The following is a 14,779-nucleotide window of genomic DNA, read 5'->3' on the forward strand; positions in this document are numbered from 1 at the left end:
CATATTTTTTTCTGTTCGCTCAGCTTTCCACCAAATTTGACTTAGATAGCTAGTTTTTCCAGCGTTTTGAACCCTTCTGCTTCGAGAACAGGCTGTAATCCTTTTGCGTTGTCATCCATTAATAAGCAATATGCGAAATTTTCTTCCTCTGAATTGGCGATTTCTTCTTGATTATTAATGAGCCAAACGGTTCTTCTGGCGATTGCAGAACCTGAATCAATGAATCGAGTTCCATTTGGTAGCACTTTTTCGAGTTCTTCTATTAATAGAGGAAAATGCGTGCAACCCAAAATAACAGTATCGGGCGGCTCTGGCATTCGAATCCATGGCCTGACCGTTTGGGCGACTTCATCTAACGGTAAGGTTTCCCCATGTAACTTTCTTTCTGCAAGTTGAACTAATTCCGCAGAACCGAGAGAAATCACTTTGCAGTCTGTTGCAAACCGTTCGATCAGCTCTTTGGTGTATTCGCGGTTTACAGTGCCTTTCGTCGCCAATAAACCAACTACGCCATTACGCGTTAACTTGGTTGCGGGTTTAATGGCTGGAACAACCCCAACAACTGGGAACGTAAAATGTGCTCTCAAATTAGGAAGGCTGACCGTACTTGCGGTATTGCACGCAATAATCGCAATGGTTAAAGGATGTTTTGCAGCTATTGCATTTACGATTTGATAGACCCTATCAATAATGAACTCTTCGCTTTTTTCACCATAAGGGAAGGCTTCATTGTCGAATGCATAGATATAGTGAGCATTCGGGATCATTTTTTTGACTTCACGATAAACAGATAACCCGCCCACTCCAGAGTCAAACACTAGAATGGTCGGGCGAACAGATAGGTTGTTATCAGAAGTTGTAGCTTCCTGTAAGGAAATATTCTCTTCCAGCGGTGCGATAACCATACGCGGTCTCATAGTCTTTATCGAACATATTAGCTATTTTACCACGAATTGTGAGATGTGAAGTGATTGGATATGCAGCGGTGAGATCCCAGATGCTAACGCCGCCGACTTTAGTGCGTTGATAAGTTTCATTGGTATCATAACGACTGCCTATATATTGGTAAGTCAACCCCATATCTACAGCAGCAATGTTCCAATCTAGCTGGTATTTGACTTGTTGTTTTGCTCTACGATTAAGCACTTTATTTGTTTTTTCATTTCTTGGGTCTAGATACTGTAACGTGAGTTGATGGCTAAATAGGCCTGTTTGTAATTCACCATTCCACTCGACTCCTTTAATCTTTGCCTTGCCAATATTGTTATAAGAACTAGTTTGCGTCACTGGATCCGAAGTGAAATCAATCAGATTAGTTATCTCGTTTTCATACCCAGTTAATTGCCAAAACAATAACCCTGTTTCGCCTTCTAAACCAATTTCCCACTGCTTACTTTCTTCTGGTTTTAAATTTGGATTTCCTTTGATGTTCCAAGCAACATTATCCGTATAAAGCTGACCTAAGTTAGGGGCTTTATACGCTGTAGCATAAGAGCCGATTAACTTATATCCATCATAAAATTCCCAGCTTAAACCTGATTGCCATGTCGTGTGCCAGTTAAATTCAGAATGGTGATCTGAACGTACTGCCCCTTCCGCATTGACAGAGTCGATGAGTGCATATTGTCCTGTAAGATAAATACCTGTGTTATTGACGGTTTCTTTTTTACTTGTCATCGTATAACCACCGGGCTCAATGCTTTGACGTTGATAATCAACCCCAGCACTGATATTTCCTTTTTCTAATCTATAGCTATTACCCCATTGAAAGTTGTATTGGTCTGATTCATCAATTACAGAACCGCTACCATACCGCCCATTGTGATAGTTGTAGTTGTAATCTTTCATATGGCTGTAGCTCCCAAGCAAACTTGTAGAGTACTTACCATTCGCATATTTCAACCCAGACTCATATGTTCTGCTGTATAGCTTACGAGTGTCTGCTGGCGTACCGTCATAACTCGTACGATTGTCGTAACCATAAGCGCGTGCATAAGCAGAAAGAGCGGAAGAGAATTGATGCTCAACACCTAACCATAATGTTTTATTCAAAAAACCATCTTTATCGGGTTGAGGGCCCCCGCCTGTATTTCCTCTGGCTTCAACATCAAACCCTTTTGTATGAGTATAAGCACCCGCTGCCGTTACCGTTGTATTCTCACCAATTTTTTGCTGAGTCGAACCGTTATAGTTTTGATAACTGTGTGAGCCAATGCCTGCATTTAAAGTAGTGCCATCGTTATCACGACGAGTAATAATATTCACCACACCACCAACAGCATCAGAACCATAAACCGCTGAGCGTGCTCCGCGAATATACTCAATGCGCTGTACCAGAGAAATTGGGATTTGGCTCATATCAGATGAACCTGAAATGCCCGCCTGATTCAAACGAACGCCATCAATTAGAACTAAAACATGACGAGATTCTGTTCCTCTAATAAAAAGAGAGCTTTGTTGCCCCATTCCGCCACTTTGAGAAATATCTACTCCCGGCAAGCGCCTTAATACATCTATTACGGTATTGGATTGCCAATGGTCGATATCTTCACGAGTAACCACCGTCACTGGCGCTAATATAGAAGAAATAGGTTGTTCGAAACGATTAGCTGACACAACCACTTGGTCAGTTTTGTCATTTGCACTTGCCAAAGAAGAAGTAGCGCACAGTACTGCAAGCGCAGCGGCCGATAGCGGCAGCGACTTTTTATTATTCATTATGGTTACACTCGGAAAATCAATTTAATTAACATTCCGCGAGGTTGAATATAAGATCCGCGCGAATATTCAACGAAGCGATTGGATGCGTGGCAGGTATCGGACTTTTACCGTTGCGCGTCAGTCTTGGATTCACACCAAATTCCCTAAACCACAGCCTATTATCGTAAGTTGAATAGTAGTGAGTGTCTACGGATGGATAATGAAAACTGGACATCTTCGCCGCATTCCCTACAATTTCGCTCCTGATACGAATTTATTACTGCTTTATGGAGCCAAACATGCCAAACACCTCGCATACTGAAGACTACGAACAACAACTCGTAGAAAAAACGGATCGTTTAAAGGCGATGATGGCTCCTTTTAACGCCCCTGAACCTGAAATATTTTCATCTCCAACATCCCATTATCGGATGCGTGCTGAATTTCGTATTTGGCATGAAGGTGATGACCTGTTTCATATTATGTTCAATAAAGAAACGAAAGAGCGTATTCGTATTGACCAGTTTCCTGTTGCCAGCCAATTGATCAATGACATGATGGCGGCGTTATTGCCGTTAATTAAGCAAAATGAATTACTGCGTCATAAATTATTTCAAATTGACTATTTATCAACACTAAGTAATAAGCTGATTGTTTCGCTGCTTTACCATAAAAAATTAGGTGAAGAATGGATGGCAGAAGCAAAAGTGTTAAAAGCCGCTTTAGTTGAACAAGGCTTTGATGTGCAATTGATTGGCCGAGCGTCAAAAACAAAAATCATGTTAGATAATGATTATGTCGATGAAGTCTTACCTGTTATGGGTAAGAATATGGTTTATCGACAAGTTGAAAATAGCTTCACGCAGCCTAATGCACAGGTCAATATCAAAATGTTGGAGTGGGCAATTGGGGCAACGCAGAATTCGACGGGTGATTTATTGGAACTGTACTGCGGAAATGGAAATTTCTCTTTAGCATTAGCGCAAAACTTCGAACGCGTATTAGCCACTGAAATTGCAAAGCCCTCAGTGGCCGCTGCTCAATATAATATTGAAGCCAATAATATTGAAAATGTACAAATTATTCGTATGTCCGCAGAGGATTTTACCCAAGCCATGCAAGGTGCCCGTGAATTTAGGCGCTTGGAAGGTATTTCTTTAGCCGATTACCAATGCAATACTATATTCGTTGACCCGCCTCGCAGTGGTTTAGATGCAGAAACAGTGAAACTAGTTCAGGGTTATGAGCATATCCTATATATTTCATGTAACCCAGAAACGCTATGCGATAACTTAGCTGAGCTGACTAAAACCCATAAAATAGAGAAATTAGCCTTATTCGACCAGTTCCCTTATACCCACCATATGGAAAGTGGGGTATTACTGAGCCGCTATTAATTTACTAAAAAACAAAAACGCCGCAGTGATGTGAACTGCGGCGCCTTACTATTAGAAAAGTCGTATAAACTTAATTTTCAACTTCTTGTTCAAGTGCTAGCTCCGCTTTTTCTTTCTTACGTGCTTTCCAGCTTGAGTACATCCACAATGCGATAATGACAATAAAGGTTGCGGGAATAAAATTAGAGCCTATTTCAGGGTTTTGCACACGTAAAATCGCGGCATAGCCAAAAAGCCCAATAAAAAAACTACCGGCAACAAATTTTGGCAGCCCCATAGGCATCGCTTGATGCAAATAGCGCTGATGTAAACAATACACTGCCAATATCAGGGTTAAAATTGGGAAAAATGAAAAATCGACCAGCGAGTTAAACAGCGTTGAAAAGGTTCCATGGGTTGCAAGGCCAATCACAAAGGCTAGCAATAATGTGCTTCTTTCATAACTTTTTTGATCCGTCATTGATTCTCCTTATTATTTAGTCAGGTCTGGGTCAGTTTGATTTTGTTTTTCCTGTTCCCGGCGGTACCAGTAATAGGCGCCTTTCGCTATCATTCTTAACTGTAATACCAGCCGTTCTTCGAGATTTCTGCGTTTTTCTTCATCGATATCTAGCGCCTCTGCACCTGCGCTAAAGACAATCGTTACCATGGCCTCTGCTTGCATTTCAGTAAAATGGCGAGGCATACGGCTTTCAAGTTCAAGATAATCGGCCAATTCCGCAATAAAATGCTGAATTTCCCGAGCGACTGCCGCACGAAACTCAGCAGATGTTCCTGAACGCTCCCGCAATAATAACCTAAAGGCGTTAGGGTTATTACCAATAAACTCCATAAAAGTTGAGACTGATGTACGGATCACACTCCCGCCTTTTGCAATACGCTGCCTTGCTTGGCGCATTAGCTGGCGTAACATCAAGCCGCTTTCGTCGACCATCGTCAGCCCGAGTTCATCAACATCCTTGAAATGACGGTAAAATGAAGTCGGTGCAATCCCAGCTTCACGCGCAACTTCTCGCAAACTAAGGCTAGTAAAACTCCGTTCAGCGCTTAATTGGCTAAATGCGGCTTCGACGAGTGAACGCCGAGTTTTTTCTTTTTGTTTTGCTCTAACGCCAATTGTGTTACTCACGGTGATCCTAGTTTCTTATCATGAAAGGTAAATGTAATAAGCCTTACTCTTCGCCTAGCATACCTGAAAATAGCTAAACTGTTTTGGAGAAAAAGCGACTATCGCTACAATTTACTCATTTTCAGAATTTAACTTAGCCTTTTTCAATTAGTTTTTTAACACTGATATACTACCAACCTTTTATTAAACAATGCGTCAGCAAATCCTTGGAAGCATGCATAAATATGTGACTAGGGTAAGCGAGTGTAGCCAACGCTGTATCAATTTGAAAAACGACGAGGAAATTAGGTGAAATAACCAACTAATGATAACATCTTGTTGTCATTTTGTTTTAGAGCAGGTCTTACCTCATGCAACTTACCCATTTTGATGCAATAGTCATTGGTTCCGGTCCTGGTGGTGAAGGCGCCGCCATGGGGCTAGTGAAACAAGGAAAAAACGTTGCTGTTATAGAACGTTATAATAATGTCGGCGGAGGCTGTACCCACTGGGGAACCATTCCCTCAAAAGCCCTCCGTCATGCTGTTAGCCGTATTATCGAATTCAACCAAAACCCTCTTTATAGTGATAACTCCCGTAGCTTAAGCTCCTCTTTCTCTGAAATTCTTCGTCATGCTGAAACGGTAATTAGCCAACAAACACGCATGCGCCAAGGTTTTTATGAGCGTAATGGTTGCCAAATGTTTTCGGGTGAAGCCACCTTTATCGATGAGCAACATATCAGTGTCCGTTACGCAGATGGTAGTTGTGACGTTTTAAGTGCGGATAAAATCGTGATTGCCACAGGTTCTCGTCCATACTGTCCGTCCGATGTTGATTTCAATCATTCTCGAATTTATAACAGTGATACGATCCTCAACCTAACTCACGAACCTCGCCATGTCATTATTTATGGTGCCGGAGTGATAGGCTGTGAATACGCCTCTATATTTCGTGGATTAGGGGTTAAAGTTGATTTAATCAACACGCGCGATCATCTATTGGCCTTTCTTGACCAAGAAATGTCAGATGCCTTGTCGTATCATTTTTGGAATAGTGGCGTTGTTATTCGCCATAATGAAGAATATGAAAAAATCGAAGGGGTCGAAGACGGTGTTATTGTTCACCTGAAGTCGGGTAAAAAAGTCAAAGCAGACTGTTTACTGTATGCGAATGGTAGAACGGGTAACACGGATAGCTTAGGTCTCGCTAATGTCGGGATTGAGGCTGATGGCCGCGGTTTAGTTAAAGTCAATAAAGCATATCGCACCACTAATGAACATATCTATGCTGTTGGTGATGTCATCGGCTACCCAAGCTTAGCCTCTGCGGCCTACGACCAAGGACGAATTGCGGCCCGAGCCATTGGTGGTAGTTTAGGTGATGCTCATTTAGTAGAAGATATTCCAACAGGGATTTATACCATTCCTGAAATTAGTTCAGTTGGTAAAACAGAGCAAGAATTGACCGCAATGAAAGTACCTTATGAAGTCGGTCGGGCACAATTTAAACATTTAGCACGTGCACAAATCGCAGGTATGAATGTCGGTAGTTTGAAAATATTATTCCATAGAGAAACATTACAGATACTAGGCATTCACTGTTTTGGTGAAAGAGCGGCTGAAATTATCCATATCGGCCAAGCTATCATGGAACAAAAAGGTGAAGGTAATACTATAGAATATTTCGTGAATACAACCTTCAATTACCCAACAATGGCGGAAGCTTTCCGTGTTGCGGCTTTAAATGGTTTAAATCGACTATTTTAATTATTTTGTGATTTATGGTTGCCAATAACCTGGCAACCATCATCAACTAAAAAATAATATTGGCGGCTTAACCTTAAACTCTATTTTTATAATAGTTATCCATTGAGTTATAGATGGTCTCAGCTAATTGTTCATAGCGCCCACGTAACGGTGAACCCGGGCGATAAACTAATACAATTGTACGTTTCGGCTCAGGCTCAATACAATTTAAATAACATACCCCATCACGACAAACTTCATTTGGTACCGATAAATCAGGTAAAAGTGTAATTCCACTCCCTGCGGCCACCATATTTCTTAACGTTTCTAAGCTCGTTGCCCTGAAGTGTGTGTCTTCCTTCGCGCCCGCTTGGAAGCAGAAGCCCATCGCTTGGTCACGTAAACAGTGGCCATCTTCTAACATTAATAGCTTTTCACCTGACAACTCACTCATTTCAATCGTATCACGATCATGCCATGGGTGACTCTCATAAATAGCCAGTTTCATCGGTTCTTCGAATAACGGAACAACAATAAAAGGTTCCGTTTCTTTAACTTCCGCTAAAATAGCGCAATCTAATTTACCGCTGTCTAACTGAGCTAATAATTGCTGAGTTTGCGCTTCATGCAAATAGATTTCTAATTTCGGATGAGCTTGGTGCAATTGAGGAATAATATGAGGTAATAGATATGGCGCAACCGTTGGGATTAAACCAATATGTAATGGGCCCGACATACTTTCCCCTTGGAGGGCGGCCATTTCTTGTAATACTTTAATTTCACGCAAAATAGTACGGGCTTGTTCAACCAATAATAAACCTTGTTGAGTGAAAAGAACTTTGCGGCTGGTTCTTTCTAACAACATAACGCCAAGTTCTTCTTCTAATTTACGAATTTGGCCACTAAGAGTAGGTTGGCTAACATGACAAGAATCCGCGGCACGTCTAAAGTGTTTATGTTCGGCGAGTGCGACAAGGTACTCTAAATCTCGAATATTCATATTTCTTTTCCTTTCGTGAATTCTCTGTCAAACCAAAGATAGATAATACCAATCACTATATCGATATTGTTTTGTTTTATCTATTGATAAATTGAAAAATAGGGAGAAAACCTCATTTTCTGTACAAAACACGCAATAAAATGAAACAAAATGTAATATTTAGAAACAAAATGTGTCATTATTTACCCTCCTGTTATTTACAAAGAAAACACAACACCAGAAAAACATTAAGTTTTACTTATCATACTTAAAGCAGTATTAAATATCAGTGTAAACTCTACTTAAGATCGATATTAAAGTAAAAATCCAATTGACCAACCTCAAAAACATTTCAAGCTAGTACATGGGTACGATCTTAAAAAAAAGAAGAAGTAATTTTTTTAAATTTGAATTAATTTATTATTTTAGTTTTATAATTTCATGAGTGAAAATAACGTCATGTATAAAGTCCTTTAAAATCTTACACATAATTACACACACTTTTATTGTGGATAAACTCAAAATAACACCCTATATTTATTATAAGAAAAAAAAGCATAGAACAGCATCAATTCAAATTAATAGTTTTATATAGTCACCTAACTTCTGCAATATCCTCATCAATGATGATAATACGGAGGGCTAAATACTATGAACACTATTATCAGCTTTACCTTCCCCATAAATGATCTAAATAGCAAACAAAGTTATTACAGAAAACCACAAGCATGCCGATATAAGATATGCATGTATATGATGAGCAGTGATACAAGCATAAGTTTGAAAACTGCACATACCAATAAAAATCCTCTAGGGGGTATAACAACATAAATAGGTAATTCAAAATACTGATGAATACCAATATGAATGAGGTAATAAAAATGAAGAGTAAAAGCATCAAATACCAATTCAAGTATCGAAAACATAATTTAGAGCAATACTGAAACGTTTTCATTAATAATAAGGTGGTATTAACCAATATTATTTTGGAAACAAAGAACATCACTCTCCAAAGGTTTAAAAAAGAAATCACAATGCCTTATTTCTGAAACATTTTGTCATATTCATTTTCACTTTCAATTAAACTTTGTAAATTTGTATTTAAAAACAAATTAAAAATCTCAATATAACAGCCATTTTTTATATCTAAGAATGAATATATTCAAGGCGGTTTTAAAAAACGCCACAATAGATTAAACCACCCAAAAGGGGGGTTTTGATGCAAACACAGAACATTAAACACTAACAAACCAAATTTAACGGAATATTGTAAATATAAATCATTAAAAAATGACCCTAGAGATATATTAAAGCAGGTCATTTAGAATTATATTTTAATACATTTTTAGCTTTTAGATTTACACCTTTTTAGAGTTTTTCATTTTATAATTCTTCCCATAGCAAGATATATGAAAACTTAAACAAACCGAATTACAGAAATTTGAAATTAGGAGCAAACATTATGACTATTAAAAAAATCACTTCAGTATTAACTTTAACTTTCGCTTTAGCTGCAACATCATTCTTTACTACGAATGTACAAGCTGAAGGAAATCAAACAACCATTACTTTTAAAGCCATGATTGTCTCTCCACCATGTACCTATGACATTAATCAAAACAACACAACTTTGAATTGTTTTAATAATGAAAAAAACAAAATGGAATCTAGCCCAATTAACTTTTCCAAAGAGAAAAAATCCCCAGAATGGAAAAAATTAAATGGAGGCACGAGTATTTACCAATTCAATTGGACTAATAAAGAAAAAGGATATGCATTATTATCCGTGCAACACGCTTAATTAGAAAATAACCCAATTTTAAAAACACATTACATAAACAACTGATTTAAAACGAATTAAGTTGTAGGGCTCTATTATGCAAAAATCAATAACAGAAAGAGTATTTAATCGTTCATTAACAGCTTTAATATTAGTTTTAGCATTCAGTACATTCAATACCTATGCGAACCAAAGCCAAGAATCAGGCACTATTAGCTTCAATGGCGCAGTGGTTCACCCAACTTGTACGAATGCTGTCTCTGATACACATATTAAATTGAGTTGCTTGAATAATACTGAGTCTACAATGACAAATATTGGGCTAAATAATATTACTCAAGGAAAAGATTGGAACGTTATTAATGATGGTCGAAATGAATACTCATACAATTGGATCAATGAGGAGAAGCAATTAAGAATGTTAACCATTAAATATATTTAAAAACGAACGCGTTATGGGAATTGGGGTAGTCATGCTACCCCCCATTTTTATCTTCTATAACCGATCACAGCTCTAATCGTTTTTTTGCTTCTACAATAGCATTTGCCACTTGTTTCTGAGATACCCCGCCTTTTGCTAACCGCTTATCTAAACAAGATTGTAGTGATAAAACTTCATAGACATCCAACTGAATAGTGCTACTGAATTTTTGCAAATCACTTAAAGCCATTTCCTCTAAAGCTTTACCTTGCCCAATTGCGGCAACAACGGCCTCACCCACAATATGATGCGCTTCACGGAATGGAACACCTTTAGCAACCAGATAATCAGCGAGTTCGGTTGCATTCGCATAACCTTGCTTTGCGGCATCTTCACAACGACCACGACGAATTTGAATACCATCAAGAACCAACGCAGCCATGTGCATGCAATCTAACCAAGTATCTAATGCATCAAATAGCCCTTCTTTGTCTTCTTGCATATCTTTGTTGTAAGCAAGAGGGAGCCCTTTTAGGGTCATCATCATACCTGTCAATGCACCTTGGACACGCCCACATTTTCCACGGATCAATTCCAATGCATCAGGGTTTTTCTTTTGCGGCATAAGTGATGAACCCGATGTCACTTTGTCTGATAGCTCAACAAAGCCAGCTTCTCCACTATTAAAGAAAATTAAATCTTCAGCAAAGCGGGATAAATGAACCATACCGATACTTGCGTTCGATAATAATTCAAGAACGTGATCTCTGTCTGATACCGTATCCAAGCTATTACGCGTTGCAGAAGAAAAACCTAACCAAGAGGCAAGCTGCTCACGGTCGATATCATAAGCCGTTCCTGCTAATGCCCCACACCCTAATGGGCTGACATCTAAACGTTTTAAGGTATCTTTTAAACGGCTTTCGTCGCGCGCTAGCATTTCGCTATAGGCTAAACACCAGTGGGCAAATGTCACCGGTTGGGCACGTTGTAAATGGGTATAACCTGGCATTACTGCATCTTGGTTATTTTCTGCGGTGATGACCAACGCTTTTTGTAATTCGGTTACCGCTTCAAGTAGCAACGCAACTTGGTCTTTACACCACAATTTTAAATCTGTTGCCACTTGGTCATTACGGCTACGACCGGTATGTAATTTTTTACCTAAATCACCAACTTTATCAATCAGCTTACCTTCAACCCAGCTATGAATATCTTCTGCGTCACTTTGCAGGATAATTTCAGGGTTATCTTGCACTTCTTTCAGTAAGGAGTTTAGCGCTTGTTCTAAAGTTTGTTGTTCGCTATCAGACAATACACCAACTGTTACTAGTGATTTTGACCATGCGACTGAGCCGATAATATCTTGTTGCGCCAGGCGATAATCGAAACGCAATGAATCATTAAACTGTTTGAACCGTTGATCCGCTTGCTGACTAAAACGTCCACCCCAAAGTGCCATAACTAATCCCTACCTGATTGATAAAATAAGTTTTTAACCCCAACAGCAGTCTTGGCTGTCGGGGGACTACTATTTGATTTACTTCGCTTTGTTTTGTTCTTTCAGCGCACGGATACGTGAAGACAGCGAGTAAAGACGAATAAACCCACCTGCATGACTGTGGTCATAAACTTCATCTTCACCAAATGTGGCAAATTCCTCAGAATACAAGCTCTTATCCGCTTTTTTCTGAATCGCAGTCACTTGCCCTTTATATAATTTCAGAACAACTTCCCCTGTCACATCTTGTGCTAATGATTCAGCAGCCGCTTGCAGCGAGTGACGTAGTGGTGCGAACCAACGGCCATCATAAACTACATATGACATTTCTAAGCCGAGTTGCTCACGCCATTTGTAGCTGTCACGGTCAAGAACCAGTTGTTCAATACCACGTAATGCCGCCATCATAATGGTGCCTCCCGGGGTTTCATAGCAACCACGAGATTTCATACCCACTAAACGGTTTTCAACAATATCAATACGGCCCACTCCATGTTTTGCACCTAAAGTATTTAATGCTTCTAAACAGCCAAGTGGAGACAATGCTTGACCATTTACCGAAACGACTTCACCGTGTTTGACACCAACGGTAACTAATTCAGCTTCATCTGGTGCATCTTGCGGATCGACAGTCCATACCCAACAATCTTGGTTTGCAGCATTCCATGTGCTTTCTAAAACACCACCTTCCGTAGAAATGTGCCATGCGTTTTCATCACGGCTGTAGATTTTTTCAAGGCTAGCTGTTGTTGGAATATTACGCTCTTTCAGATAATCGAGCAGCGCTTCACGGGAACGTAAGTCCCACTCACGCCATGGTGCAACCACTTGTAACTGTGGTGCTAATGCCGTATAGGTGCTTTCAAAGCGCACTTGGTCATTACCTTTACCTGTTGCGCCATGGGCAACGGCATCAGCACCCACTTTTAAGGCAATTTCAACTTGCGCTTTAGCAATGATTGGCCGAGCCATTGAAGTTCCTAATAAATAGCTACCTTCATATAACGCCCCCGTTTTTAATACCGGGTAAATATATTCTTTGACAAATTCTTCTCGCAAGTCAACTACATAGCACTCGGACGCACCTGATTGCAGGGCTTTTTTCTCTACACCCACTAAATCTTCACGGTCTTGCCCCACATCCGCAACGAAGGCCACGACTTCGCAATCGTCATAGTTTTCTTTTAGCCATGGAATAATTGCTGATGTATCCAGGCCACCTGAATATGCTAATACAATCTTTTTAATGCCCTTTTTCATAACGTACCTATCCGCTCAATTAATATAGTTATTCCATGGCTCATTTATGATGCCAAGATCCGTGTTCCGATTGCTGTTCCATTAAACAGCTCGGGAAGTTGTTCTGCATGACGCCAACTTGCGATATCAACAGAGCGTTGTAAGGCTGCCGCAGCGTCTAACGCCGCATTGACCTTCACAATCATTCCATCGGTAATAATTCCCTGCTCAATGAGCTTTTGTGCTTTTTGCGTCGTCATTTCGTCAATTTTTTGGCCTTTACCATCCAAAATACCGCTCACATCAGACAGTAAAACCAAATCTGCGTTTAAGGCTTGGGCGATAGCGGTTGCAGCTTGGTCCGCATTTACATTCATCAACTCACCTTCTGGTGTGATACCTATAGAGCTGATAATGGGTAAATAGCCCGCACCTAACAATAATTTTAATAATTTCGCATCGCCAGGTTTGGCATCACCGACATGACCTAATTCTTCGTTTAATTGAGTCACTGTGGCACTTTGCCCATCACCGAGAGAAAGCCCTACGGCTGGAAGTTGATACTTCGTTGCCCATGCCAGTAATGTTTTATTCGCCGTACCCGCTAATGCCCCTGTAATGATATCGATTTGGTCTGCTGGCGTGACTCGTAACCCTTGCTTTTTAACGACAGGTAATTGCAGTTTTTGCATCAATTCATCAACTAAACAGCCACCGCCATGTACAATCACCAACTCACGTTGATGTGCTTGCCGATAGGTTTGAATCGCTGTAAATAATTTTTCAAGTGCCTCGACGCTATCAAGTAACACTCCGCCCAATTTAATCACTAAGGGTTGCATGGGGTTAATCCTTCTTAAAATAAAGACTGAGTTTCAGCAAAACCAAAACGAATATTCATGCACTGAACGGCTTGTGCTGCCGCACCTTTAAGTAGGTTATCTTCTGTACCCACTAAAATCAGGTGTTCACCTTTCAATACATAGCCAATATCACAAAACGGCGTACCAACTACCGATTTCAATGCAGGAACGCCTTTTTCATATAGCCGCACTAACGGTTTATTTTGATAAGCATCTTTAAACGTTTGTGTGATTTTTTCTGCCGAAACACCCGCTTTTACTTTGCACGTAATCGTTGCAAGGATGCCTCGAGAGAAATTGCCTAAATGTGGTGTAAAAATAACCTCTCTTCCCAAGTGGGTCGCAATTTCTGGCTGATGGCGATGAGTAAAGATGCCATAAGGTTGCAAACTCACTTCACAAAAGCTGTTGGTCATCGAGGCTTTACGGCCTGCTCCAGAGACTCCGCTGGTGGCATTAATCACTGGCCACATAGCTTCATCTAGCAAATTGCCTTCAATCAATGGTTTAAGTGCTAATTGGGAAACCGTTGGGTAACACCCTGGTACTGCGATCAGTTGCGCTTGACGAATTTTATCGGCCTGCCATTCTGCTAAACCGTAAACTGCTTGCATTAGCCATTCAGTATTTGTATGTTCAAAGCCATAGTATTGCGTATAGAACGCAGGATCTTGAACACGATAAGCACCCGATAAGTCGAACACAACGCAGCCCGCTTCAAGAAACTGAGGGGCTATGTCGTGGCTTACTTCATGTGCAGTGGCAAGAAAAACAACATCAATACCTTCCGCTGCTTCTGCGACATCGGTTAATGGCAGAACGGGAAGGTCTATGATGCCTTTATACTGAGGATGTAAATCAGAAAAACGTTTATTTGCATCCGCACTTTGCTTCGATACCATCAATCCTTGAAGATTAACTTCAGGATGGCGTTGCAAATAACCGGCTAATTCTGCTCCAGTATAGCCACTGGCCCCGATAATGAGTGTGTTCAACATATGCTTTCTACCTTGTACTCGTGACCCAAACAGTTTAATGTGTAT

General features: G+C 40.1%; 13 protein-coding genes and 1 riboswitch. Of the genes, 4 read left to right on the forward strand and 9 right to left on the reverse strand.

Annotation, left to right across the window (positions count from 1 at the left end):
- Positions 1-41: 41 nt before the first annotated feature.
- Positions 42-905, reverse strand: a complete 864-nt coding sequence (gene murI / locus PR834_RS11735; protein WP_004265357.1) for a glutamate racemase — start codon at positions 903-905, stop codon at positions 42-44.
- The gene (btuB, locus tag PR834_RS11740; RefSeq protein WP_272525120.1) at positions 850-2,718 is read right to left on the reverse strand and encodes a TonB-dependent vitamin B12 receptor BtuB; all 1,869 of its coding nucleotides are present in this window, start codon (positions 2,716-2,718) and stop codon (positions 850-852) included. Before btuB ends, murI begins: the two co-directional genes overlap by 56 nt.
- A 74-nt stretch (positions 2,719-2,792) precedes the next feature.
- Positions 2,793-2,887: riboswitch (cobalamin riboswitch) on the reverse strand.
- Between the two features lie 112 nt (positions 2,888-2,999).
- Between btuB and trmA the strand changes: the two genes are divergently transcribed.
- Positions 3,000-4,097: a tRNA (uridine(54)-C5)-methyltransferase TrmA gene (gene trmA / locus PR834_RS11745; protein WP_272525121.1), complete on the forward strand. Its 1,098-nt coding sequence runs from the start codon at positions 3,000-3,002 to the stop codon at positions 4,095-4,097.
- 70 nt (positions 4,098-4,167) lie between these two features.
- On the opposite strand, the gene PR834_RS11750 is transcribed toward trmA, so the two are convergent.
- Positions 4,168-4,557 (reverse strand): YijD family membrane protein, encoded by a 390-nt coding sequence (locus tag PR834_RS11750; RefSeq protein ID WP_004265352.1) that lies wholly within the window; start codon positions 4,555-4,557, stop codon positions 4,168-4,170.
- Positions 4,558-4,569: 12 nt separating this feature from the next.
- Complete coding sequence (fabR, locus tag PR834_RS11755; protein ID WP_004265350.1) at positions 4,570-5,226, reverse strand: HTH-type transcriptional repressor FabR; 657 nt, start codon at positions 5,224-5,226, stop codon at positions 4,570-4,572.
- Between the two features lie 350 nt (positions 5,227-5,576).
- On the opposite strand from fabR, the gene sthA reads away from it, so the two are divergent.
- Positions 5,577-6,974 (forward strand): Si-specific NAD(P)(+) transhydrogenase, encoded by a 1,398-nt coding sequence (sthA, locus tag PR834_RS11760; protein WP_004265342.1) that lies wholly within the window; start codon positions 5,577-5,579, stop codon positions 6,972-6,974.
- 73 nt (positions 6,975-7,047) lie between these two features.
- On the opposite strand, the gene oxyR is transcribed toward sthA, so the two are convergent.
- On the reverse strand, positions 7,048-7,953 hold the full coding sequence (oxyR, locus tag PR834_RS11765) for a DNA-binding transcriptional regulator OxyR (RefSeq protein WP_004265340.1): 906 nt from the start codon (positions 7,951-7,953) through the stop codon (positions 7,048-7,050).
- Between the two features lie 1,441 nt (positions 7,954-9,394).
- Between oxyR and PR834_RS11770 the strand changes: the two genes are divergently transcribed.
- Together PR834_RS11770 and PR834_RS11775 are read left to right on the forward strand one after the other, a co-directional pair.
- The gene (locus tag PR834_RS11770) at positions 9,395-9,733 is read left to right on the forward strand and encodes a pilus assembly protein (RefSeq protein WP_272536672.1); all 339 of its coding nucleotides are present in this window, start codon (positions 9,395-9,397) and stop codon (positions 9,731-9,733) included.
- Positions 9,734-9,809: 76 nt separating this feature from the next.
- The gene (locus tag PR834_RS11775) at positions 9,810-10,154 is read left to right on the forward strand and encodes a hypothetical protein (protein WP_196724881.1); all 345 of its coding nucleotides are present in this window, start codon (positions 9,810-9,812) and stop codon (positions 10,152-10,154) included.
- A 64-nt stretch (positions 10,155-10,218) separates the two neighbouring features.
- Here the strand turns inward: PR834_RS11775 and argH are convergent, their stop codons facing one another.
- The 4 genes from argH to argC all read right to left on the reverse strand — a co-directional run bounded on the left by argH (position 10,219) and on the right by argC (position 14,734).
- Positions 10,219-11,595: an argininosuccinate lyase gene (gene argH / locus PR834_RS11780; protein ID WP_112308368.1), complete on the reverse strand. Its 1,377-nt coding sequence runs from the start codon at positions 11,593-11,595 to the stop codon at positions 10,219-10,221.
- Positions 11,596-11,673: 78 nt separating this feature from the next.
- On the reverse strand, positions 11,674-12,894 hold the full coding sequence (locus tag PR834_RS11785) for an argininosuccinate synthase (RefSeq protein WP_272536673.1): 1,221 nt from the start codon (positions 12,892-12,894) through the stop codon (positions 11,674-11,676).
- Between the two features lie 44 nt (positions 12,895-12,938).
- The gene (gene argB, locus PR834_RS11790) at positions 12,939-13,715 is read right to left on the reverse strand and encodes an acetylglutamate kinase (RefSeq protein WP_004265333.1); all 777 of its coding nucleotides are present in this window, start codon (positions 13,713-13,715) and stop codon (positions 12,939-12,941) included.
- Positions 13,716-13,729: 14 nt separating this feature from the next.
- On the reverse strand, positions 13,730-14,734 hold the full coding sequence (argC, locus tag PR834_RS11795; RefSeq protein ID WP_112308369.1) for an N-acetyl-gamma-glutamyl-phosphate reductase: 1,005 nt from the start codon (positions 14,732-14,734) through the stop codon (positions 13,730-13,732).
- Between the last annotated feature and the right edge of the window lie 45 nt (positions 14,735-14,779).

The organism is Providencia sp. PROV182, assembly GCF_028480325.1.
In the GTDB taxonomy this organism is placed as follows: Bacteria; Pseudomonadota; Gammaproteobacteria; order Enterobacterales; family Enterobacteriaceae; genus Providencia; species Providencia hangzhouensis.